Source organism: Luteimicrobium sp. DT211 (assembly GCF_049844995.1).
Classification (GTDB): Bacteria; Actinomycetota; Actinomycetes; order Actinomycetales; family Cellulomonadaceae; genus Luteimicrobium.
On the sequence record NZ_JBNCMC010000001.1, the window covers coordinates 606,547 to 629,647 of the forward strand.

Consider the following 23,101-nt stretch of genomic DNA (forward strand, 5'->3'; position numbering starts at 1 on the left):
CCGGCCCTACGGGAGGATCTGGCCGATCGGTTCGCGCTTCTCAGCCTGGAACCGATCCTCCGCGCGGCCGCGCGCCCAGTACCCCGAGATCGAGATCTGCTCGCGCGCGACGCCGCGCTGGTAGACCACCAGGTCGCGCAGGGCTTTGACCGACTCGCGCTCCCCGTGCACGAACGCGTGCACCCGGCCGTCGCGCCACGGGGCCGCCGCGACGGCGTCGGCGAGGAGGGTCGACGTGCCGTCCGCGTCGGGACCGCGGTGGACCCAGCGCAGCTCGACGCCGGCCGGGCGGGCGAGCGGGACCTCGTGCTCCGGCCCGGCCACCTCGACGAACGCGTCGCCCTCGGCGTCATCGGGAAGCGCCTCGAGCGCGGCGGCGATCGCAGGGAGGGCGGACTCGTCGCCGACGAGCAGGTGCCAGTCGGCCGTCGGGTCGGGCGCGTACCCGCCGCCGGGGCCGGTCAGCACCACGCGGTCGCCGGGGGTGGCCGACGCGGCCCACGGGCCGGCGAGACCCTCGTCGCCGTGGACGACGAAGTCGACGGCGAGCCAACCCTCGGCCCCGTTCACCTCGCGGACCGTGTACGTCCGCGTGACCGGGACCCGCTCGGCGGGCAGGGTGGCGCGGAGCTCGGCGACGTCGAAGGGCGGGCGGAGCTGCTCGCCCGACGGTGAGAAGAAGATCTTGACGTACCGGTCGGTGAACGCGTTCGGCGTGAAGCCCGCGAAGCCGTCGCCGCCGAGGACGAGCCGCACGAGGTGCGGGGAGAGCCGGCGGGTGCTCAGCACCTCGAGCTCGATCTGAGGTCGTGCGGGGCGCCGGGGGCGGTCGGTCATCGAGGTCCTCTTCCCTGTGGAGTTAGGTCATCCTAACCTCGCGAAGAAGGCCTCCCGGGGGCCTGCTTCGCGAGGACCCCGCCCGGAGGCCTACGTCGCGGTCAGGAGGGGGTGGCCTCCGCCGCCGCGCGTGCTGCCGCGGGGAGGGCGGCCTCGATGCGGTCGAGCGCGGCGTCGTCGTGCGCGGCGGACAGGAACCACGCCTCGAAGACGGACGGCGGCAGGTTCACCCCCGCGTCGAGCATGGCGTGGAAGAACGCGGTGTACCGGAACGAGTCCTGCGCCTTGGCCTGGGCGTACGTGGTGACGCCGAACCGCGCGGCCAGGTCGCCGAAGAACACGGAGAACAGGCTTCCCGCGTGTTGGACGACGTGCGGCACGCCTGCCTCGTCGAGCGCGGCGCCCACCGCGGCGGAGAGCCGGGCGGCGGCGGCGTCGACGCGGGAGTAGACGGCGTCGTCGGCGAGGCGGAGGGTCGCGAGGCCCGCGGCGACGGCGACCGGGTTCCCGGACAGCGTGCCCGCCTGGTAGACGGGGCCGAGCGGGGCCAGCTGGTCCATGACCGCGGCCGAGCCGGCGAGCGCCGCGACGGGCATCCCGCCGCCGACGACCTTCCCGAACGTGAACAGGTCGGGCGCGTAGTAGTCGTCGCCGGCCGGGTCGAGCCCGCTCTCGAGCCCCCACCACCCCGACGGCCCGACCCGGAAACCGGTGAGCACCTCGTCGAGGATGAGCAGCGCGCCGTGCTCGGCCGTGACCCGGCGCAGGCCCTGGTTGAAGCCCTCCGGCGGCCGGACGACGCCCATGTTCGCGGGCGCCGCCTCGGTGATGACGGCGGCGATCTGCGAGCCGTACCGGGTGAACGCGTCCTCGACGGCGGACAGGTCGCCGTAGGGCACGACGATCGTCTCGCCCGCCGTCGCCTCGGTGACCCCCGCGGAGCCGGGGAGCGCGAGCGTCGCGACGCCCGAGCCGGCGTCGGCCAGGAGCGCGTCGCCGTGCCCGTGGTAGCAGCCCGCGAACTTCACGACGAGGTCGCGGCCGGTCACGCCTCGCGCCAGGCGGATCGCCGTCATGGTCGCCTCGGTGCCCGTCGACACGAGCCGGACGCGCTCGGCGAGCGGCACCCGCCGGCGGATCTCCTCGGCCAGCTCGACCTCGCCGACCGTCGGTGCGCCGAACGACAGGCCGCGCGCGGCCGCCTCCTGGACGGCCGCGACGACGTCGGGCTGCGCGTGGCCGAGGAGCGCGGGACCCCACGAGCAGACGAGGTCGACGTACTCGCGACCCGCGACGTCGGTCACGTACGCGCCGCGGGCGCTCGCGAGGAACCGCGGGTCGCCGCCGACGCTCCCGTACGCGCGGACGGGCGAGTTCACGCCGCCCGGGATCGCGGCCTGGGCGCGGACGAACGCGTCGTGGTTGGTGGTCACTTCTGCTCCTTCAGCCAGCCGGCGACCTCGACGGCCCAGTACGTGAGCACGACGTCCGCGCCGGCGCGCTTGATCATGGTGAGCGACTCCTCGATCGCCGGGCGGCGGTTGATCCACCCGTTCGCGGCCGCGGCCTCGATCATCGCGTACTCGCCCGACACCTGGTACGCCGCGACCGGCACGTCGGAGCGCTGCGTGACCTCGGCCAGGACGTCCAGGTTGCCCGCGGGCTTGACCATGACGACGTCCGCGCCCTCGAGCAGGTCGAGGTCCGTCTCGCGGATCCCCTCGCGCCCGTTGGCGGGGTCGAGCTGGTAGGTCCGGCGGTCGCCCTGGAGCTCGGAGTCGACGGCTTCGCGGAACGGGCCGTAGAACGCGCTCGCGTACTTGGCGGTGTAGGCGAGGATCGCGGTGTCGGTGTACCCGGCGTCGTCGAGCGCTTCGCGGCACGCGGCGACCTGGCCGTCCATCATGCCGCTGAGCCCCAGGACGTCGGCGCCCGCCTCCGCCTGCGCGACGGCCATGGCCTGGTAGCGGGTGAGCGTGGCGTCGTTGTCGACCTTGCCGCCGGGGTCGAGGACGCCGCAGTGGCCGTGGTCGGTGAACTCGTCGAGGCACAGGTCGGACATGACCACCAGGCGTCCCTCGGCGGCCTCGACGGCGGCGCGGAGCCCGCGCTGCAGGATGCCGTCGGGCGCGTCGGCCTGCGAGCCCACGGCGTCGCGCACGGCGGGGATGCCGAACAGCATGACGCCGCCGATCCCGGCGTCGGCGGCCTCCTTCACGGCGCCCGCGAGGCTGTCGAGCGTGTGCTGCACGACGCCGGGCATCGACTCGAGCGGAGCCGGCTCGGTCAGGCTCTCCTTGACGAAGAGCGGCAGCACGAGGTCCGCGGCGTGCAGGCGGTGCTCCGACACGAGCCGCCGGAGCGCGGGGGTGGTGCGCAGGCGACGCGGCCGCACGTACGGGCGGGGCGGGGTGGTCATGAGGAAGCTCCTCGGTCGGTGGTCTCTACCGGGTCGTCAGAACCTCGTGAGGCTTGAGGCCCACGAGCTTCTGACAGGTCGAGTGGGGTGAGGGCACGGACGGTGGCGTCGGCGAGCCCGGCGTCGTCGGCGGTGGTGGCGACCGCGGCGACGTGCAGCCCGGCCTCCTCGGCCGCTCGGGCGGTGGGGGGACCGATGGCCACGCCGACGACGCCGTCGCGCGGCCCCAGCTGGGTCGCCACCTCGCGCGCGACGCTGCCCGAGGTGAGGACGACCGCGTCGACGTCGCCGTCCGCCCAGGCGTCGCGGGTCGCGCCGTCGATCAGGTGGGTCACCGTGCGGTAGGCGGTCACGACGTGCGGTCGCGCGCCCATCGCGGTCAGCCCCCGCTCGAGCGTCGGCTGCGCCAGGTCGCCGAGGGGCAGCAGGACGCGGGGGCCGCCGACGTCGGACGTGTCAGAACGAGGCGCCCGTATACGGGACTCACGTTCTGACGACTCGGTGGGGGCGGCGAGGGAGCGCAGCGCGGCGAGGAGGCCGAGCGCCGAGTGGTCCTCGGGGACGAGCGCGGCCTCGACGCCGACCTCGCGCAGCGCGCGCGCCGTCGACGGCCCGACGGCGGCCCACCGGGCGGGCGCGCCGCCGAGCCGGTCGCCGGGAGCCACGCGAGACCACGCAGCCGCGAGCTCGTCGACCGCGTTGACGCTCGTGACCAGGACCCACGCGTACCCGGCGGCCGCGAGGTCGCGGGCGGCGTCGTCGAGGGCGCCGAGGTCGTCGGCGGGGGCGCGCTCGATCACGGGGCTGACCAGCACCTGCGCGCCCAGCTCGTGCAGGCGCGCCGCGAGCCCGACCGCGCGGTCCAGCGACCGCGGCACGAGGACGGTCCGCCCGTCGAGGGGACGCTCGGTCACGTCAGCGCCCGGTCCCGACGACGTCCGGCATGGCCGCCGCGATCTCGTCCGCGAGCTGGGTGCCGAGGCTGACGGCGTCGTCGAGGGTGATGCCGCCGGAGCCCCCGGCGGCCTGGAGCCGGGCCGTCCGGCGCTCGGCGGTGCGGCCGTCGACCGTGACCGCTACGGCCTCGAGCACGAGCTCCTCGAGCCCGGCGCCCGCGTCCGGGTCGAGGTCGTCGTCGGCCGGCGCCGACCGCTCGACGTGCGCCAGGGCACCGAGCGGCGCGGCGCACCCGGCCTCGAGGCGGGCGAGGAACGCGCGCTCCGCCGTCACGGACAGCGTGGTGTCGCGGTCGGCGAGCGCGTCGAGGGCCGCGTGCAGCGCGAGGTCGAGCGCGGTGGGTTCGGTCCCGAGCACGCGCACCTCGATCGCGAGCGCGCCCTGCCCCGGCGCGGGCAGCATCACGCCCGGCTCGAACGCCTCCGCCACCGCGCCGAGCCGCCCGATCCGCGCGAGCCCGGCGCGTGCCAGCACGACGGCGTCCAGGTCGCCCGTCTCCGGGTGTGCCCGGCCGAGGCGCGTGTCGATGTTGCCGCGGATGTCGACGACGTCGAGGTCGGGCCGCGCGGCGAGCAGCTGCGCGGCGCGGCGCGGGGACCCGGTGCCGACGCGCGCGCCGTCGGGCAGGGCGAACAGGCCGGCGCCGGTGCGCGAGCACAGGACGTCGCGAGGGTTCTCCCGCTCGGGGCTCACGAGCCGCAGGCCGGGCGCGGTCGCGACCGGCAAGTCCTTGAGCGAGTGGACCGCGACGTCGCAGCGCCCGTCCAGGAGCGCCTCCCGCAGCGCAGTGACGAACACGCCCGTCCCTCCGAGCTGGGCGAGGGACCCGGTACGCACGTCGCCGTCGGTCGTGATCCGGACGAGCTCGACGTCGAGGCCCGTGAGCTCGGCGAGCCGGTCGGCGATCGTCTGCGTCTGGGTGAGGGCGAGCGTGGAACCGCGGGTGCCGACGCGCACGCTCGTCGGCACCTTCAGGGGGGTCGGGGTCACCCGTCCAGTGTCCGCCCGGTGACGGCTGCCGGGAAATCACCTGACCCGCCGTCAGATCGGCGTCACTCCGCGCACCCGAGGCCCGACCACGTGTCAGCGTCACGTCAGCGATCTGGAAGCGCCGCGGCCGACGATCGTCGCATGGACACCACCACCAACCGGCCGGGCGAGGCAACCTTCACGACGGGCCGCGTCACGTCCGCCGACGGCACGACGATCGGGTTCCGCCGGATCGGGCACGGCCCGGCGGTCATCCTCCTGCACGGCGGCCTCCAGTCCGGGCAGAACCTGGCCCGGCTCGCCGCGGCGCTGTCGGGGTCGTTCGACGTGATCGTCCCCGACCGCCGCCGCCGGGGGACGAGCCGGGCCGCCGAGCCCGCCGACGGCGAGCACACGGCCCGCGAGGTCGAGGACCTCCGCGCGCTCGTCGACGCGACCGGTGCCCACGCCGTGTTCGGGCTGAGCGCCGGCGGCCTCGTCGCGCTCCGGGCGGCCACCGAGATCCCCGAGCTGACGCGCCTGGCGCTGTACGAGCCGGCGCTGTCCGTCGGCGGCTCGGTGCCGACGGACTGGCTCCCGGCGTACGACCGCCAGGTCGCCGCCGGGCGTCTCGCCTCCGCGATGCGGACGGCGATGGTCGGGCTGCGGGTCGCGCCGGGGTTCTTCCGGCTGCCGTCGTTCCTCGTCTCGCCGCTGCTGCGGATCGTCATGCGGTTCCAGCGTCCGGCGCCGGGCGAGGCGTCGACCGAGGACGTCGTCCGCGCGATGCGCCATGACATGGCGCTCGTGACCGAGCTCGCCGACACGACCGCCGACTACGCGGCCCTCAGCGCGGACGTCCTTCTCCTGGGCGGCGCGAAGAGCCCGGGCTACTTCGCGGCTTCGCTCGCGGCGCTCGCCGACGCGCTCCCGCACGCCCACCGCGTCACCCTCTCCGGCATGACGCACAACGACGCCGACAACGACGGCGACCCGGCGCGCGTCGCAGACCTCCTCGAGCCGTTCTTCCAGGGCGCCCCGGCCGTGCAGCCGCGGTACTGAGCGCCGGTCCGCACGGCGCCGTGAAACGATGGCGACGTGGACCTGCCGACGCGCCTCCGCCGGGTCGTGCGGCGCCGACTCTCCGAGGCGACCGGCGTACCTCTGCGCGTGAGGCCGTGGCCCGAGGACCACGAGCTGTGGGTGGTCTACCGGGCGGCAGCCCAGAACCGTGACCTCTGGCCGATGCTGCGGTCAGCCGTGATGCTGGAGGGGGACCATGACGAGTCCCTGGCGAATGCGGTCGTCGTGGCCGGGCTGCTCGCCTCCCGCGACGACGCCGAGCGTGCGTGGTGGCTGGCAGCCGCGCGACCCGACTGGCAGGCCCACGAGGCGGCTGAGGAGATGCTGATCGCCCGTGAGGTCGCCGCGGGCCGCGGCACCGACCGAGCCGAAGCTGGACAGCTGGGCTGACGGTCTGCAGCGGCACGTCGTCGAGGTCGCGCCAGCCGCGGTGCTCGAGCTCCTGGCCGTTCATGCTCGGACTCGCCGTGTCCGGTCGCGCGCATCCGAGCGACTGGCCGGCTCGCGCCGCTGAGGTTCACAGCCGATCCCGCGACTGAGTTCACCCCGAGCGACCCGGTCTGCCGCGAACCTCCAGGCCTAGCGTGAAGGTGTGGATGGCGCGCCCGCACGGGACGCCGGCGGCCTGCGTGGCCTCGGTCGCTTCTGCGCGCGGCACGCCTGGCTGGTGGTCGTGGTGTGGGTGGTCGTCGGCGCGGCCGTGCTCCTCGCGAACCGGGCGTTCGGCGGGACGTACGTCGACGACTTCTCGTTGCCCGGGACCTCCTCGCAGCAGGGCAAGGATCTGCTCGCCGAGCACTCGCCGACGACGGCCGGCTCGACGTCGCCGGTGGTGTTCCGGTCGACGTCGGCGCTGTCCGACCAGTCCGACGCGATCTCCCAGACCGTGACCGCGCTCGGCACGGTCGAGCACGTGGTGACGGCGTCGTCGCCGCTGGCCGAGGGCGACCTCTCCACCGACGGCAGGACCGGCATCTCGGACGTCACCTTCGCGGACAACCCGGTCGTCTACGGCCAGGACCTGCTCGACGACGTCGACCGCGCGGTCGCTCCCGCGCGCGCCGCGGGGCTGCAGGTCGACTACGGCGGGCAGCTCGGCCAGCTCGCCCGGCCCGTCACCGACGACAAGCGCTCGGAGGCGATCGGCCTCGCCGTGGCGCTCGTCGTCCTGCTCGTCGGGTTCGGGAGCGTCGCCGCCGCGCTGATCCCGCTCGTGAGCGCCGTCGTCGGCGCGCTGGGAGGGCTCGCGGTCCTCGGGCTCGTCGCGGCCTCGGTGACGTTCGCGTCCGTCTCGCCGACGCTCGCCGCGATGATGGGGCTCGGGGTGGGCATCGACTACGCCCTGTTCCTCACGACCCGGTTCCGCAAGGCGCTGCACGACGGCGCGTCCCCGCCCGACGCGCTCGGGTCCGCCACGGCGACGAGCGGTCGCACCGTCCTGACGGCCGCGATCACGGTGATCGTGGCGCTGCTCGGGCTGTACGTGTCGGGCATCGAGTTCGTCGGGCGGATGGGTCTGGCGGCGGGCATCGCCGTCGCGGTCGCCGCGCTGTCCGCGCTGACGCTCGCGCCGGCCCTCCTCGGGCTGGCGGGACGCCGCATCGATCGCTGGCACGTGCGGGAACCCGTGAGCGAGCCGGTCGGGACGGGCGACGTCTGGCAGCGGTACGCGGGCGTGGTCGGGCGGCGGCCGTGGGTGTTCCTCGGCGCCGGACTCGGGGTGCTGGTGGTGCTCGCGATCCCCGTGCTGTCGCTCGAGCTCGGTCACATCGACGCGGGGGCGAGCCCCACGAGCTACACCGAGCGACGCGCCTACGACGCGATCGAGAAGGCGTTCGGGCCCGGGGCGAACGCGCCGATCACGGTGGTCGCGGAGCTCGCGCCCGGCACCTCCGACGCCGACCGCACCCAGCTCGGCACCGACCTCACGACCGCGCTCACCGGGACGAGCGGCGTCGCCTCGGTGACCCCGGTGAGCACCACGCCCGACGACGCGCTCCTCGTCACCACCGTCACCCCGACGACCGGGCCGCAGGACGCCGCGACCGACGCGCTCCTGCGCGAGCTCAGCGGCACCACGCTCCCGCGCGTCCTCGGCCCCGCCGGCGCGACCGGGGACGTCACGGGCGTGACCGCCGCACAGCTCGAGTTCCGCGACGACGTCGCCCAGAAGCTCCCGCTCATCATCGCGGTGGTCGTCGCGGCGGCGTTCGTGCTCCTGCTCGTCGTGTTCCGCGGCGTCCTCGTGGCGCTCAAGGCGGGGGTGCTCAACCTGCTGTCCATCGCCGCGTCGTACGGGGTGCTCGTCGCGGTGTTCCAGTGGGGCTGGGGCTCGTCGCTGCTCGGGGTGCCCGAGCCGGTGCCGATCGAGTCCTACGTGCCGATGATGATGTTCGCGATCGTGTTCGGGCTGTCGATGGACTACGAGGTGTTCCTGCTCTCGCGGATCCGCGAGGGCTGGCTCGCCACCGCCGACAACAGGCAGAGCGTCGCAGCCGGGCTGTCCGCGACCGGGCGGGTCATCACCTGCGCCGCACTGATCATGACGAGCGTGTTCGCGTCGTTCCTGCTCTCGACGAACGTCGTCGTGAAGATGCTCGCGCTCGGCCTGGCCGTGAACGTCCTCATCGACGCGACCGTGGCGCGGCTCGTGCTCGTCCCGTCGACCATGTACCTGTTCGGGCGCCTCAACTGGTGGATGCCCCGTTGGCTGGACCGTGCCCTGCCGCACCTCGACCCGGAGCCGCCGGCGGAGCCCGTCGAACCCGTCGAGCCCGTCGAACCCGTCGATCCGGTTGAGCGCGCGCGGAGGCCTCAGTCCGCGGTCGACTGAGGCGCGAGCGCAGTCACGGCGTCCCGCGCCTGCCCGACGACGGCGGCCAGCCCCGTCCCCGCGACCCACGACCCGACCACGGTGAGGCCGGGGAGCCGGTGGGCGGCGTCGTCGGCGAGGGAACGATCGGCGGGGCGGGCGGGCGCGAGCGCGTCCGGCCAGTGGGTGTCGAGGTGGTCGAGCACCTGCGACGGGTCGAGCGGGACGCCGAGCAGCCGGGACGCATCGGCGACGGCCTCCTCGACGGTCGGCGGGAGGGTCGGCTCGGGGTCGCCCGCGCGGCCGTAGGACAGCCGGACCACGTGCACGCCGTCGGGCAGCAGCGCCCGCAGCCACGGCCACTTGGCGCTCGCGTGCGTGAGGCCCTTCGCGCGGACGTCCGCGCCGGGGGCGACGAGGACGCCGGTGCCGCGGGGAGCGTCGTCGAGCGCGGGCGCGCGCAGCACGAGCGTGATGAGCCGGACGTCCGACCCGCCCTTCTCTGACCTGTCAGAACCTGGCGAGCCTCGAGACTCACCAGGTTCTGACACGTCACCGCCGTCCCCCGGGTTGTCAGAAGCTCCTGAGGCTCGACCCTCGCCAGCTTCTGACAAGTCGGGAGGGAGGAGGGGGGTGACGAGCGCGATCGCGGGCGTGCGGGGGAGCGCGACGACGACGCGCTGCGCCTCCGCGGCCGTCGCACGGGCGCCGTCGGAGGCGCTGCCGCTGACGTGCCACAGCCCGCCGTCGTGGTGGTGCCGCTCGAGCCCGACGACGCGCACACCGAGCCGGACCTCGCCCCCCGCGCTGCGGACGGCGTCGGCGAGCGACGCGACGAGCCGGTGCATCCCGCCGTCGATGCCGGCCACCGCCGACCCGGGCTTCGTGTTCCCCCGGCCGGGGGCGTCGGCGAGCATCGAGGCGGCGCGCAGCAGCGACCCGGTCTTCTCGTACGCGGCGACGAGCTGCGGGGCGACGGCGCGCGGGTCGAGCGTCGCCGGGTCGGCGGAGTGGATCCCGCCGGCCACGGGGGCGACGAGCCGCTCCAGCGCGGTCGGGCCGAGGCGCTGCGTGACCCACGCGGCCAGCGAGTCGGGCACGGGCGTGCGCGCCATGCCGAGGTCCCACCACGCGCGGAGGGCGCCCCCGAGGCCGAGCACCCGCCGGACGTCGGCCGCCCACGGGGTGGTCGGGATGCCGAGCGTCGCGGTGCGGGGGAGCGGGCGCGCGCGGGCCGGGTCGTCCTCAGTGCCTGCCCCCGCGTACGCCCAGGCGCCGCGGGGGTCCGGCTCGACGACAGCCAGCCCGAGCTCGCGCGCGAGGTCGCCGACCGCGGGGGTGCGGGTCGCGAAGGACTCCGCCCCGACGTCGACGGCGACGGTGCGGCCGCCGCCGATGCCCACCGATGCGCCCGCGACGGTCCCGCCCGGGCGGTCGGCGGCGTCGAGCACGAGCACGCGCACGCCGTCCCGCGCGAGGTCGTGCGCGGCGACGAGCCCCGCGACGCCCGCCCCGAGGACGACGGCGTCCCACCTCTCAGCCACGGCCGCACACCCCCGCCCCCGCGAAGTAGGCCTCCGCGCGGGGTACTTCGGCGAGGGGGGCCCCGGTCACAGGGAGTGGACGAGCTCGACGACGCGGGTCAGGACGGTCGGGTCCGTGGTCGGGGGGACGCCGTGGCCGAGGTTCACGACGTGCGCGGGCGCGTACCTGCCCCGCTCGACGACGTCGCGGACGTGCGCCTCCAGCACCGGCCACGGCGCGAACAGGAGCGCGGGGTCGATGTTGCCCTGCAGCGGCGTCGTCTCGCCGAGCAGCTTCGCTGCCTCGTCGAGCGGCGTGCGGTAGTCGACGCCGATCGCGCCGGCACCCGCGTGGCGCATCGCCTCGAGGAGGTGGCCGGTGCCGGTGCCGAAGTGAACCAGGGGGACCCCGAGCTCGTCGGGACCGGAGGACGGCACGACGAGGTCCGTCACGTGCGTGAGCGCCCGCGAGGACGCCGGGAGGGCGTAGCGCGAGTAGTCGTCGAGCGACAGGGCGCCCGCCCACGAGTCGAACAGCTGGCCCGCGCTCGCGCCCGCGAGCACCTGGGCGCGCAGGAACGTGCCCGTGAGGTCCGCGGCCCACTCGACGAGGCGGAACCAGGTGTCCGGGTCGGCGTGCATGAGGGTGCGGGCGGCGAGGTGGTCGCGCGACGGCTGCCCCTCGACGAGGTACGCGGCGAGCGTGAACGGCGCCCCCGCGAAGCCGATGAGAGGAATCTCACCCAGCTCGGAAACGGTCCGTTCGACCCCCTCCCGAACGGGTGCGAGGGCCTCGAGGGTGAGCTCGTGCTCGACCAGCCGGGCGACGTCGTCGGCGGTCCGGTAGGCCTGGTCCATGACCGGACCGACGCCCGGCTGGATCTCCACGCCCACCCCGGCGAGGAGCAGCGGCACGACGATGTCCGAGTAGAAGACTGCCGCGTCGACACCGTGCCGGCGCACCGGCTGCAGCGTGATCTCGCTGCTCAGAGCCGGGTTCAGGCACGACTCGAGCATCGTCGTGCCCTCGCGTGCGGCCTTGTACTCGGGCAGCGAGCGGCCGGCCTGGCGCATGAACCAGACGGGCGTCGTGTCGGGCCGGTCGCCGCGGAGCGCGCGCACGAGCGGGGCTTCGGCGGTGCGCCCGGAGGCGAGCGGGTGCGCGTCGGGAAGGGGCTTGCTGGGGGTCACCCTTCGATTGTGCCGCGACCCGGCCGCGGTGCTTCAATCGAAGCACTGTGCCTCTGCTCTCCTTCACCGCCAGTCATCACGACCTCGACCTGGAGACGCTGGAGCGCCTCTCGTCAGGCGCGCACCGCGTGGTCGAGTCCGATCTGGTGCGCTGCGACCCCATCAGCGGTGCCGTCGTGCTCGCGACGTGCAACCGCTTCGAGGTGTACGTGGACGTCGCCGGCCCCGCGCACGACGACGCCCCCGCAGTTCCCGTCTCCGGCCTCGCCCGGGTGCACGCCGCCCGCGAGGTCGCGCGCGTCGTCTCGGCGTCGTCCGGGCTGGACGAGGACCAGGCGCACGCCGCGCTCACCGTGCGGTCCGGCGAGGACGTCGCCCGGCACCTGTTCTCCGTGGCGTCCGGCCTGGACTCGATGGTCGTGGGCGAGCGTCAGATCGCGGGTCAGGTGAAGCGAGCCCTCGAGGCGTCGCGACCGGCCGGCACGACCACGGCGTCCCTCGAGCGGCTCTTCCAGGCCGCCGCGCGGGCGTCGAAGCGCGTCAGCAACGAGACGGCGCTCAGCGCGGCCGGGCGCTCGCTCGTGTCCCTCGGCCTGGACCTCGCTGGCGCCGACCTCCCACCGTGGCCCCAGGTCCGCACGCTGCTGGTCGGCACCGGCTCCTACGCCGGCGCGAGCTTCGCCGCCCTGCGGGACCGCGGCGTCACGGACGTCCGCGTGTTCTCGCGCTCCGGGCGGGCGGACGCGTTCGTGTCGTCGCACGCCGCCGACGGTGTGGACGTGCGCCCCGCCGACGACCTCCTCGTCGAGCTCGAGGACGTCGACCTCGTCGTCGCCTGCTCGGGCGGCGGGCGCGTCGGCGACCCCACGGCGTCCCTGCGCCCCGCGCTCGACGCCGCCCACGTGCTCGGCGCACGCGCCCGCGCCGCGAAGGTCGCCGGCGACGACGCCACGACCCGCCCGCTCGTCGTGCTCGACCTCGCGCTCACCCGGGACGTCGCGCCGCAGGTCGCCGACGTCGACGGCGTCCTGCTCTACGACCTCGCCGCGCTCCAGGCGCGTGCCCCGCACGTGTCGGGCGCCGCGGTGGCCGAGGCGGCGTCGATCGTCGACCACGCCGCCGAGCACTTCGTGCAGGGCGAGGGCTACCGGGCGTCCGACGCGCGCGTCGTCGAGCTCGTGCGCGCCGCCGACGCCGAGATCGCCGCGCTGGTCGCGGAGCGGCTCGCCGCGGCTGGCGCCGAGGGCGTCGACGTGGACCCTGAGGAGGTCGAGCTCGCCGCGCGTCGCGAGGTGCGCGCGCGCCTGCACCGCGACATCGTCGCCCTCCGGTCGGCCGTCAACCCCTGACCCGACCGTGACGTCCGGTCCGCCGCAGGTCACGGGCCCGTCGGCGTGCGGTGTCGCCATCAGCAGCGGGCGTGGTTAGTGTGGTCACCGGTCCGCGCCGCGGGTCCGCAGGGGGCTGGCGAGCAGGGGAGAACGAGGGCTCGAAGGCGAGCCCGAGGAGGACCGCATGACCGTGCCGGACCGGCCGCCGAACGTCTCGCTGCGCCTCGACGCCGCCCTCGCCGGCAGGGGCCAGGACGAGGACCTCTCGGATCTGCTGCCGTCCGCCGACGTCCAGCTGGCCGCGCGTCGTCGGCTCGACCCGTGCGACCTGCCTCCCGCCCCGACGACGGCGTCCGTCGGCCGCCAGCTCGGCCGCGGTGCGGCGCGGGCGTGCTTCGGCGCCGTGGACAAGCTCCGGGGGCACCGCGCCGGCTGAGGCTCACAGGCGCCTGACCTGCGGCGACGCTTCTAGCGCGCGCGCCGACCGTCACCCCGGGCTATCTTGCGAAGACTTGTGAAGGACTCGTGCAGGCGAGTCGCCACGAGGTCACCGCAGGCTGACGAGGGGGAGTCGCAGCATGGTTCGCAACGATTCGGGGGACGTCGAGGAGAGCGTGTTCGCGCGCCGTGCCCACGGGCCGGCGGCGCGTCGGGCGGGGCTCGCTGTGGCCGCCGCGCTGGCGTTCGGCGGCCTGGCGACGGCGGCGGCGGACGCGGCTCCGGCGGGCGGCACCGCCCTCGCGCCGTCGGTGCTGTCGGCAGCGGTCGAGGCGGCCACGCCCACGAACACGACCAAGGTCGTGACGCCCCTCAAGGCCGGCAAGTACCGGCTCTCGTCGTACTACGGCCCACGCTGCATGCCGACCGTGAACGCGTCCGACTGGCACCTCGGCCAGGACATGGCCGCCGCGGACGGGACGCCCATCTACGCGGTCGCGTCCGGCGTCGTGCGGAAGGCCGGAGCGGTGAGCGGGTTCGGCCAGTGGATCGTCATCGACCACGTGATCGCCGGCAAGAAGGTGTCCACCGTCTACGGGCACATGTGGAACGCCACCAAGTACGTGAAGGCCGGGCAGAAGGTCACGGCCGGGCAGCACATCGCGAACGTCGGGTCCAACGGCGTCGCGACCGGCCCGCACCTGCACCTCGAGGTCTGGCCCGGCGGGTACGGCGCGTCGTCGACGGACCCCCTCGTCTACATGAAGGCCCGGGGGGTCAACCTCACGGCGGGGGCGACGTCGGCGATCAAGCGGAGCGTGCCGTCGTCGTGCACGTACTACGCGCGGTCCCGCCTGAACCTGCGGGTCGGGGCGAGCACGAGCACGCCGAGCAAGGTCGTCCTCCCGGTGAACGCGAAGCTCACGACGAAGCCCGGGAGCAAGTCGAACGGCTGGCTGCCCGTCGCGTACGGCAGCCGGTCGGGTTGGGTCTACTCGACCTACGTCGGGCCCACGAAGGTCGCGGTCCCCAAGCCCGCGACCAAGACGGTCCGGTACGTCGGCGTGACGACCCTGAACCTGCGCGCGAGCGCGTCGACCTCCTCGAAGGTGGTCGCCAAGCTGACGCGCGGCACCGCGGTCACGTACCAGGGCAGCGTGTCGAAGTCGGGCTGGGTCAAGGTCAGCGCGGCCGGCCACACCGGCTACGTGTCCACCCAGTACCTCAAGACCACGAAGGCGAAGGCCCTCTACGCGCTCAAGTACGTGAACGTCACGACGCTCAACCTGCGGTCACGGGCCACGACGTCCTCGTCGGTCGTCGCGAGGCTGAAGCTGAACAAGGCCGTACAGCCCCTCGCCGCGGCGTCCAAGGGCTGGCTGCACGTGAGCGTGTCGGGGCACACCGGCTACGTCGCGACGGAGTACCTGCGCTCGAAGAAGTAGCGGCGCCGGCAACGCGGGAGGCCGGGGAGACAGGGTCCGCGGGAGACGGGATCATGGCCGGGTGCCCAGCGAGCTCGTCGTCGTCACGCGGACCCGCCACCCGGTCGAGGCGCTCTTCGACCTCGCGTTGGACGTCGATGCGCACGTCCGGACGATGCCCGGGTCGGGCGAGCGTGCCGTCGGCGGGGTGACGAGCGGCCGGATAGGGCTCGGTGAGACCGTCACCTGGAGCGGACGGCACCTCGGGGTGCGCTTCACGATGACGGCCGAGGTCACCGAGCTCGACCGCCCGCGCCGGTTCGTCGACGTCCAGGTCGCGGGACCGTTCCGCTCGTTCCGGCACGAGCACGTCTTCGAACGACGGGGCGGCGCGACCGTGATGACGGACCGGGTCGTGGTCGCCTCGCCGGTCCTGGGGCGCGTCGCCGAGCGGCTCGTCCTGGTGCCCTACCTGCGTCGCCTGCTCCGCCGCCGCGGGCGCCTGCTGGTCGAGGCGCTGGGCCGAGGCCCGGTATCAGGCCAGGTAGTCGCGGACCAGCTGCTCGGCCAGACCCGTGTACGTGGCGGGGGTGAGCGCGGAGAGCCGGGCGGCGACGTCGTCGGGCAGGCCGAGGCCGGCGACAAACTCCCGGAGCTGCGCGGCGTCGATGCGCTGGCCGCGCGTGAGCTCCTTGAGGCGCTCGTAGGGGTTGTCCATGCCGGGGACGCCCGCGACGGACGCCGCGCGCATCGCGGACTGGATCGGCTCGCCGAGCACCTCCCAGTTCGCGTCGAGGTCGGCGTCGAGGGTGGCGGTCCCGACGGCGAGAGCCCTGAGCCCGCGCCGCACGTTGTCGACCGCGAGCAGCGAGTGCCCGAACGCGGTGCCGATGTTGCGCTGCGTCGAGGAGTCCGTGAGGTCGCGCTGCAGGCGCGAGGTGACGAGCGTGGAGGCCAGGGTGTCGAGCAGCGCGCACGAGATCTCGAGGTTGGCCTCGGCGTTCTCGAACCGGATCGGGTTCACCTTGTGCGGCATGGTCGACGAGCCGGTGGCGCCGGGCACGGGGATCTGGACGAAGAACCCGAGCGAGATGTACGTCCACAGGTCCGTGCTGAGGTTGTGCAGCACCCGGTTGAAACGGGCGACGTCGGCGTACAGCTCGGCCTGCCAGTCGTGCGACTCGATCTGGGTGGTGAGCGGGTTCCACGTGAGGCCCAGGTGCTCGACGAAGTGCCGCGACACCGCGGCCCAGTCCACGCCGGGGACGGCGACGGTGTGTGCGCCGTACGTCCCGGTCGCGCCGTTGAGCTTGCCCAGGTACTCGGCGCCCTCGATGCGGCGCAGCTGGCGGCGGAGCCGGTGGGCGAGGACCGCCATCTCCTTCCCCAGCGTCGTCGGCGTCGCGGGCTGCCCGTGCGTCCGGCTGAGCATCGGCACGGCCGCGTGCTCGCGGGCGAGGTCCGCGACCTGGTCGGCGAGCGCCGTCGCCGCGGGGAGCCACACGTCCCGGACGGCACCTTGGACCATGAGCGCGTACGACAGGTTGTTGACGTCCTCGCTCGTGCAGGCGAAGTGGACGAGCTCGCCGACGCCCGGCAGGACGGTGTCCGCGCCCAGGACGTCGGGGGCCGCCGCGAGCCGGCGCTTCACGAAGTACTCGACGGCCTTGACGTCGTGGACGGTCTCGCGCTCGATGGTCGCGAGCTCGGCGATCTCGTCGGCGCCGAACGCGTCGGGGATGCCGCGCAGGTACGCGCGCTCGGCGTCGGACAGGCCGGGGGCGCCGGGGACGACCGCGCCCTGCGTCACGCCGGGGACGCCGTCGCAGAGGGTGATGAGCCACTCGACCTCGACGTGGATGCGCGCCCGGTTGAGCGCGGCCTCCGACAGGTGGTCGACGAGCGGGGCCACCGCGGGGCGGTAGCGACCGTCGAGCGGACCGAGGGCGATCGGGGGCGTCACGTCGGCAAGGTTCACGTACCTCAGTCTCCCATGCGGCGGGCGTCACCCCCAGGGTGCGTCCATGGGGCGGCATCCCCAGCGGACGTCCCGCGGTCGGCAGCGGTCGGCGCCGCGCCCGTAGCGTCCCGGCCGTGACCGACCAGCCCTCGCCCTTCGTCCGCCCGGCCCCGCCGCCTGCCGCCGTCGATGCGACCGCGAGCCGCGCGCTCGACGCCGCCGCGGCCGCCGCGGTCGACGCGCGGCAGGCCGCCGCCCGCGCGCTCGAGGTCGACTGGGTGTCGCGGGCGGCGCGCGCCTACGACGGCCGGGTCGACGAGGCCCTCGGCGCGGTCGACGACGCGGTGGCCCTGCTGGACGCCGCCGCCGGGTCCGCCCGGCGGGCCGAGCGGCGCGAGCGGGACGGCGAGCCGTCGGCGTGCCTCGGCCCCGGGGGAGGCCGGTGATGACAGACGGCATCACGATCACGGGCGGGTACACCGCGGCGGAGACCGACACCCTGCGGGACGCAGCCGCCGTGCTCCGGGCCGCGTCCCGCCGGCTCGACGACGCCCGCTTGGACGTCGCGCGCGCCCGGGTCGCGCTGGCCACGGGTGAGGTCCCGTGGGGCGGCGCGGTGGTGCCGTGGGCAGGTTCCGACCCGTGGTCGCGGCGTGGCGCGGCCGGCGCCGAGATCGCGGCAGCGATCGGCGCCGTCGCCGTCGCCGACGGCGCCGTCCTGCGGGCGCTCGGCCAGGTCGAGGCGCTCGCCCTCGCGGTGCTCCGGGCGGCTCGGCTCTACGAGGAGCACGACGAGGTCGCGGTCCGGCTGGTCGACGGCGCCGTCCCGGCCGGCGTGCAGCTGCTCGCGGCCGGACTGGACCTGCTCCTCCCGTGGGCGGTCGCGGGGTCCGTCGGGTCGCCGGTCGCGTCCGTCTCGGGGACCGCGTCGCACCTGTTCGACGGCGTCGCCCGGGCGCGGGAGGGCGACGGTGTCCGCGTCGAGGAGGTCACGCGAGGGACGGTCGACGGCCGGCCCGACAGCCCGCTCCCCGACCTGCCCGTCCCCGGGAACGTCGAGGGCGCGCTGCGCGCGCTCGAGGTGCCGAACAAGGCCGGGGACGGCGTCCTGGCCGTCCAGCGGCTCGGCGCCGGCGCTGACGCGCGCTACGTCGTCCTGCTGCCCGGCACCCAGACCTGGAACGTCGTCGGCGACGGGGCGGGGGACTTCGCCAACCCGCGCGACCTCACGAGCGACCTGGACCTCGTCGGCGGGCGCGCCAGCGACTACACGGACGAGGTCGCGCAGGCGCTCGACCGGGTCGTGCCCGCCGGGGCGTCCGTGGTCGTGGTCGGCCACTCGCTCGGCGGCATCGCCGCGACCCGGGTGGTGACGAGCCCCGCGCTGCGGCGCCGCTACCGGTTCACCGGCCTCGTGACCGCCGGGGCGCCGTCGGGCGGGATCGCCGTCCCCGCGGGGACCTTGACGCTCAACGTGGAGAACGCACGCGAGGTCGTCTCGGCGCTCGACCCCGGGCCGAACCCTGCGGGCCCGCGCCACCTCGTGGTGCACGCGTCCGGGGCGGACGACGTCGTCCGGCAGGCCCTCGGTTCGTCGCCCTACGGCGGCGGCACCCACGGCCTCGCGGCGCACGCGGGCGTGCTCGCGGAGGCCAGGTCGCGGCACGACCCGGCGCTCGACCGCGCCCTCGCCGAGCTCGACGGGTCGCTCGGGGCGGGAGCGCCCGGGCTCGCCACCCGGACCTGGTACTTCCGGGGCGAGCGCGGCGGTGCCGCGACGGTAGCCCCGGCCCAGGGCGTCAGCGGCGCTGGTTCCCCGGCACCACCGCGTTGATGACCACCTGGAGGATCGCGATGATGAGCGCCCCGAGGACGGCCCACCAGAACCCGTCCACCCGGATGCCCCAGTCGGTCTGCTCGGTGATCCACGCGACGAGCATGAGCATCAGCGCGTTCACCACCAGCGAGAACAGTCCGAGCGTCAGGATGTACAGGGGGATCGCGATGATCTGCACGATCGGCTTCACGATCATGTTGACCAGGGTGAGGAGCAGGCCGACCGCGACCAGGATCACGATGGTCTTGCCGGCCGTGGCGTCCTTGGGGACGACGTACAGGTGGTCGCCGAGGAACAGCGACGCCAACCACACGGCGAGCGCCGTCACGGCAACTCGGACGATGAACCACATGCGCGACATCCTGCCATCCGGGCCCGCCTGCCGCCCAGATTCGCCCGGGGACGTCCGTCGGCGACTTCGGCCGGCGAGGACGGGGGTGGCATCCTGGGCCCGTGAGCACCGACCTCCCCGCGCACCGCACGTCCGGCATCCCGCTCCGTCACGCCGTGGAGGCCCTGCCGCCCTACGTCCCGGGCGCCCGCACCGAGCCCGGGGCGCGGACGTTCAAGCTGTCGTCCAACGAGAACCCGTACCCGCCGCTGCCGTCCGTGCTCGAGGCGATCCGCGAGGGTGCGGGCGACACCCACCGCTACCCCGACATGTACGCGACGGAGCTGACCGAGGCGATCGCCGCCTCGCTCACCCAGGAGGCCGCGAGCCGAGGCAGTGCCGTGACCGTCTCCCCGGACGAGGTCGTCGTCGGCACCGGGTCCGTCGCCGTCCTGGCCCACGTCCTCCAGACGGTCTGCGAGCCGGGCGACGAGGTCGTCGTCCCGTGGCGCTCGTTCGAGGCGTACCCGATCGCGGTCGCCGTCTCCGGCGCGACGTTCGTCCCCGTCCCGCTCGCCTCCGGCCCCGACGCCGACGGCACGCTGCTCGACGGCCGCCTCGACCTCCGCGCCCTCGCGGCCGCGATCGGGGAGCGGACGCGCGTCGTCGCCGTGTGCACCCCCAACAACCCGACGGGCCCGGCCGTGCACCGCGCCGAGCTCGAGGCGTTCCTCGCGGCGGTCCCGTCAGACGTCCTGGTGCTGCTCGACGAGGCGTACGTCGAGTTCGTGCGCGACCCCGAGGCGCCGGACGGCCTCGCCGTCTACGCGGCGCACCCGAACGTCGTCGTGCTGCGCACGTTCTCCAAGGCGTACGGGCTCGCGGGACTGCGCGTGGGCTACGCGCTCGCCCGCCCCGACCTCGCCGCCGGCGTGAGGTCGGTCTCGACGCCGTTCGGGGTGTCCGACCTGGCGCAGCGTGCCGCCCTGGCGAGCCTGCGCGCGCAGGACGAGCTGCTCGAGCGGGTCGAGGCGCTCGTCGTCGAGCGGGCGCGCGTCGTCGGCGAGCTGGGCGCCCAGGGCTGGGAGATTCCGGACGCGCAGGGGAACTTCGTGTGGTTCGGGCTCGGCGACGCGACGCTGCAGCGGGGCGCCGAGGCCCGCGAGGCCGGGGTGCTGGTGCGCCCCTTCGCCGGCGAGGGGATCCGCGTGACCATCGGGGAGCACGAGGCGAACGACGCGTTCCTGCAGGTCGCCGCCTCCTGGCGCCGCTGACCTCCCTACCTGCCTACCCACCCACCCGCTCGCTTGCCGAACACGGGCCCAGCTCTCTCGCCGAACACGGGCTCCGCGTCCGTCAGCGCGAGCAGACGGGCGCAGCTCCCGTGGTCGACGGGCGGAGACCGCGTGCTCGGCGACGGGTCGATCGGCGTGGCCGACGGCGGCCCGCGAGCGCCGGCCGTCGGGCGGGGGAACGCCCCCGCGACGCCGTCGGGCGCTCCGGCTGCCGCCCGACCTACGTTTGGCGAAAACCTACAAACGCGGGCGACGAATTCGCACGGCCGGACATCTCCCGTCCGCTCGGCCGCGTACCTTACGCTTGCGTAGGCTACGGAACCGTAGGTTGCGGTGAGGTCGGACGACCCCGCCGTGACGCCCGCCGCACCGCCCGCCATCCCCGGGCGATCCGGACGACGTGAGGAGTATCAGTGACCGAGCACCAGGACGAGATCGTCCAGCTCGTCGGACCCGACGGCGAACCCGTCGTGTCCGAGGCGAACGCCCCCTACCGGGAGCGTGCAGCGCGCTACCTCCTCGACGGTCCCGACGCCGCCGACGCCGAGCCGGCCGCACAGAGACTCCGCGGGCTCTACCGCGACATGGTCCTCGTGCGGCGGTTCGACGTCGAGGCCACGAGCCTCCAGCGCCAGGGCGAGCTCGCGCTCTTCCCGCCGCTGCTCGGCCAGGAGGCGGCGCAGGTCGGCTCCGGCCGGGCGCTGCGCGAGCAGGACTACGTGTTCCCGTCGTACCGCGAGCACGGCGTCGCGTGGACGCGGGGCATGGACCTCGCCGACGTCATGCCGATCTTCCGCGGCGTCGAGCACGGCGGCTGGGACCCGAAGGCCCACAACTTCAACGTCTACACGCTCGTCATCGGCTCCCACGCGCTGCACGCGACCGGGTACGCGATGGGCGTCCAGCGTGACGGCCTCGTCGGCACGGGCGACGACGCGAGCGACACCGCCGTCGTCGCGTACTTCGGTGACGGGGCGACGTCCCAGGGCGACGTGAGCGAGGCCCTCGGGTTCGCGTCCGTGAACAACGCGCCCGTCGTGTTCTTCTGCCAGAACAACCAGTGGGCCATCTCGGTCCCGACGACGAGGCAGAGCCGCGTCCCCCTGGCCCGCCGCGCGTGGGGCTTCGGGATGCCGGGCGTCCGCGTCGACGGGAACGACGTCATCGCGAGCTGGGCCGTCATGGACGAGGCGCTCGAGCGGGCGCGGTCCGGCGGCGGCCCGACCTTCGTCGAGGCCGTCACGTACCGGATGGGCGCGCACACCACCTCGGACGACCCGACCCGCTACCGCACCTCCGACGAGGAGGAGTCGTGGCGTCGTCGGGACCCGATCGCCCGCGTCCGGACGTACCTGGAGGCGCACGGCGCCTGGGACGACGCGCGTGAGGCCGCGCTGCAGGCCGAGGCGGACGAGCTCGGAGAGCACGTACGCACCAAGGTGCGCGCGATGGAGGCGCCGCCCACCTCGAGGATGTTCGAGCACGTCTACGCGACGCCGCAGGCCCAGGTCGCGGCGGATCGCGCCGCGTTCGAGGCGTACGAGGCGGGCGAGCCCGCGCCGTCGCCGTTCGAGGGACTGCTCGGGAACGACGCCACCGCCGCGAACGCCGGAACGACCGGAGGGAACCGATGACCGCCACCGCCGTACGCCCCACGGGCCCCGCGCCGTCGGGACAGCCGGGCGAGCCCGGCCGCACCGTCCGCATGCCGTTCGCGAAGGCGATCACCGCCGGTCTGCGTGCGGCCCTCGCCGGGGACGAGAACGTCCTGCTGATGGGCGAGGACATCGGCGCGCTGGGCGGCGTGTTCCGGGTGACCGAGGGCCTGCAGGCCGAGTTCGGCGAGAACCGCGTCGTCGACACGCCGCTCGCCGAGTCGGGGATCGTCGGGACCGCGATCGGCCTCGCGATGCGGGGCTACCGGCCCGTCCTGGAGATCCAGTTCGACGGGTTCATCTTCCCGGCCTACGACCAGATCACCACGCAGCTCGCCAAGATCCACTTCCGGACCGCGGGCCGCATCGACCTGCCCGTCGTCATCCGCGTGCCGTTCGGCGGCGGGATCGGCGCCGTCGAGCACCACAGCGAGAGCCCCGAGGTGCTGTTCGCGCACACCGCCGGCCTGCGCGTCGTCAGCCCGGCGACCCCGCAGGACGCGTTCACGATGATCCAGGAGGCCGTGGCCAGCCCGGACCCGGTGCTCTTCCTCGAGCCCAAGGGCCGCTACTGGGAGAAGGGCGACGTCGACCTCGACGCGCCCGTCGGCGTCGGCGCGGCCGCGCGGACCCTCGACCACGCCGCCGTCGCGCGGCAGGGCAGCGACGTCACCGTCGTCGCGTACGGGCCGACCGTCCACACCGCGCTCGAGGCCGCGAAGACCGCCGCCGAGGAGGGCACGAGCATCGAGGTCGTAGACCTGCGCTCCGTGTCCCCGATCGACGTGCCCACGGTCGTGGCGAGCGTCCGGAAGACCGGTCGCTGCGTCGTCGTGCACGAGGCCCCCACGTTCCACGGGCCCGGCGCCGAGATCGCCGCGCGCGTCACCGAGGAGTGCTTCTACGCGCTCGAGGCCCCGGTGCTGCGGGTGGGCGGCTACCACGCGCCCTACCCGGTCGCGAAGCTCGAGCACCACTACCTGCCGTCCGTCGACCGCGTGCTCGACGCCGTCGACCGCGTGCTCGCGCACTGACCGCC

General features: G+C 74.9%; 20 protein-coding genes. 11 read left to right on the forward strand and 9 right to left on the reverse strand.

Going from position 1 to position 23,101, the window contains the following annotated elements; genetic code table 11:
- Positions 1-6 precede the first annotated feature (6 nt).
- The 5 genes from ACLQ14_RS02795 to hemC form a co-directional block, all read right to left on the reverse strand.
- Complete coding sequence (locus tag ACLQ14_RS02795) at positions 7-837, reverse strand: siderophore-interacting protein (RefSeq protein WP_425809649.1); 831 nt, start codon at positions 835-837, stop codon at positions 7-9.
- A gap of 101 nt (positions 838-938) precedes the next feature.
- A complete protein-coding gene (hemL, locus tag ACLQ14_RS02800) occupies positions 939-2,270 on the reverse strand; it encodes a glutamate-1-semialdehyde 2,1-aminomutase (protein WP_425809651.1) in 1,332 nt (443 codons plus the stop codon).
- Positions 2,267-3,256: a porphobilinogen synthase gene (gene hemB, locus ACLQ14_RS02805; RefSeq protein WP_425809653.1), complete on the reverse strand. Its 990-nt coding sequence runs from the start codon at positions 3,254-3,256 to the stop codon at positions 2,267-2,269. Before hemB ends, hemL begins: the two co-directional genes overlap by 4 nt.
- On the reverse strand, positions 3,253-4,170 hold the full coding sequence (locus ACLQ14_RS02810; protein ID WP_425809655.1) for a uroporphyrinogen-III synthase: 918 nt from the start codon (positions 4,168-4,170) through the stop codon (positions 3,253-3,255). Before ACLQ14_RS02810 ends, hemB begins: the two co-directional genes overlap by 4 nt.
- A gap of 1 nt (position 4,171) precedes the next feature.
- Entirely contained in the window at positions 4,172-5,203 is a 1,032-nt protein-coding gene (hemC, locus tag ACLQ14_RS02815) for a hydroxymethylbilane synthase (RefSeq protein WP_425809657.1), read from the reverse strand.
- Positions 5,204-5,344: 141 nt separating this feature from the next.
- Between hemC and ACLQ14_RS02820 the strand changes: the two genes are divergently transcribed.
- The 3 genes from ACLQ14_RS02820 to ACLQ14_RS02830 all read left to right on the forward strand — a co-directional run bounded on the left by ACLQ14_RS02820 (position 5,345) and on the right by ACLQ14_RS02830 (position 9,098).
- Positions 5,345-6,244 (forward strand): alpha/beta fold hydrolase, encoded by a 900-nt coding sequence (locus ACLQ14_RS02820; protein WP_425809659.1) that lies wholly within the window; start codon positions 5,345-5,347, stop codon positions 6,242-6,244.
- 36 nt (positions 6,245-6,280) lie between these two features.
- The gene (locus tag ACLQ14_RS02825; protein WP_425809661.1) at positions 6,281-6,655 is read left to right on the forward strand and encodes a hypothetical protein; all 375 of its coding nucleotides are present in this window, start codon (positions 6,281-6,283) and stop codon (positions 6,653-6,655) included.
- 202 nt (positions 6,656-6,857) lie between these two features.
- A complete protein-coding gene (locus ACLQ14_RS02830; RefSeq protein WP_425809663.1) occupies positions 6,858-9,098 on the forward strand; it encodes an MMPL family transporter in 2,241 nt (746 codons plus the stop codon).
- Here ACLQ14_RS02830 and ACLQ14_RS02835 read toward each other — a convergent pair.
- Complete coding sequence (locus ACLQ14_RS02835) at positions 9,080-10,621, reverse strand: protoporphyrinogen/coproporphyrinogen oxidase (protein ID WP_425809665.1); 1,542 nt, start codon at positions 10,619-10,621, stop codon at positions 9,080-9,082. The genes ACLQ14_RS02830 and ACLQ14_RS02835 overlap by 19 nt on opposite strands.
- Positions 10,622-10,687: 66 nt before the next feature.
- On the reverse strand, positions 10,688-11,791 hold the full coding sequence (gene hemE, locus ACLQ14_RS02840; RefSeq protein ID WP_425809667.1) for a uroporphyrinogen decarboxylase: 1,104 nt from the start codon (positions 11,789-11,791) through the stop codon (positions 10,688-10,690).
- Positions 11,792-11,838: 47 nt separating this feature from the next.
- Between hemE and ACLQ14_RS02845 the strand changes: the two genes are divergently transcribed.
- The 3 genes from ACLQ14_RS02845 to ACLQ14_RS02855 all read left to right on the forward strand — a co-directional run bounded on the left by ACLQ14_RS02845 (position 11,839) and on the right by ACLQ14_RS02855 (position 15,005).
- Positions 11,839-13,140 carry a glutamyl-tRNA reductase gene (locus ACLQ14_RS02845; protein WP_425809669.1) on the forward strand — a complete coding sequence of 434 codons (1,302 nt, stop codon included), beginning with the start codon at positions 11,839-11,841 and terminating at the stop codon, positions 13,138-13,140.
- A gap of 166 nt (positions 13,141-13,306) precedes the next feature.
- Complete coding sequence (locus ACLQ14_RS02850; protein WP_425809671.1) at positions 13,307-13,558, forward strand: hypothetical protein; 252 nt, start codon at positions 13,307-13,309, stop codon at positions 13,556-13,558.
- 142 nt (positions 13,559-13,700) lie between these two features.
- The gene (locus ACLQ14_RS02855) at positions 13,701-15,005 is read left to right on the forward strand and encodes an SH3 domain-containing protein (protein WP_425809673.1); all 1,305 of its coding nucleotides are present in this window, start codon (positions 13,701-13,703) and stop codon (positions 15,003-15,005) included.
- A 514-nt stretch (positions 15,006-15,519) separates the two neighbouring features.
- Here the strand turns inward: ACLQ14_RS02855 and purB are convergent.
- A complete protein-coding gene (gene purB, locus ACLQ14_RS02860) occupies positions 15,520-16,971 on the reverse strand; it encodes an adenylosuccinate lyase (protein WP_425810182.1) in 1,452 nt (483 codons plus the stop codon).
- Between the two features lie 107 nt (positions 16,972-17,078).
- Between purB and ACLQ14_RS02865 the strand changes: the two genes are divergently transcribed.
- Both ACLQ14_RS02865 and ACLQ14_RS02870 read left to right on the forward strand, forming a co-directional pair.
- Complete coding sequence (locus ACLQ14_RS02865) at positions 17,079-17,390, forward strand: hypothetical protein (protein ID WP_425809675.1); 312 nt, start codon at positions 17,079-17,081, stop codon at positions 17,388-17,390.
- Complete coding sequence (locus tag ACLQ14_RS02870; protein ID WP_425809677.1) at positions 17,390-18,778, forward strand: hypothetical protein; 1,389 nt, start codon at positions 17,390-17,392, stop codon at positions 18,776-18,778. The genes ACLQ14_RS02865 and ACLQ14_RS02870 overlap by 1 nt, the downstream gene beginning before the upstream one ends.
- On the opposite strand, the gene ACLQ14_RS02875 is transcribed toward ACLQ14_RS02870, so the two are convergent.
- Positions 18,744-19,133, reverse strand: coding sequence for a phage holin family protein (locus ACLQ14_RS02875; protein WP_425809679.1), 390 nt, complete (start codon positions 19,131-19,133; stop codon positions 18,744-18,746). The two genes, ACLQ14_RS02870 and ACLQ14_RS02875, sit on opposite strands and share 35 nt — an antisense overlap.
- Positions 19,134-19,234: 101 nt before the next feature.
- Here ACLQ14_RS02875 and hisC point away from each other — a divergent pair, with 101 nt between their 5' ends.
- The 3 genes from hisC (at position 19,235) to ACLQ14_RS02890 (ending at position 23,096) form a co-directional block, all read left to right on the forward strand.
- Positions 19,235-20,386: a histidinol-phosphate transaminase gene (gene hisC, locus ACLQ14_RS02880; protein ID WP_425809681.1), complete on the forward strand. Its 1,152-nt coding sequence runs from the start codon at positions 19,235-19,237 to the stop codon at positions 20,384-20,386.
- Positions 20,387-20,820: 434 nt separating this feature from the next.
- Entirely contained in the window at positions 20,821-22,041 is a 1,221-nt protein-coding gene (pdhA, locus tag ACLQ14_RS02885; RefSeq protein WP_425809683.1) for a pyruvate dehydrogenase (acetyl-transferring) E1 component subunit alpha, read from the forward strand.
- A complete protein-coding gene (locus tag ACLQ14_RS02890; RefSeq protein ID WP_425809685.1) occupies positions 22,038-23,096 on the forward strand; it encodes an alpha-ketoacid dehydrogenase subunit beta in 1,059 nt (352 codons plus the stop codon). The genes pdhA and ACLQ14_RS02890 overlap by 4 nt, the downstream gene beginning before the upstream one ends.
- Positions 23,097-23,101: the final 5 nt, after the last annotated feature.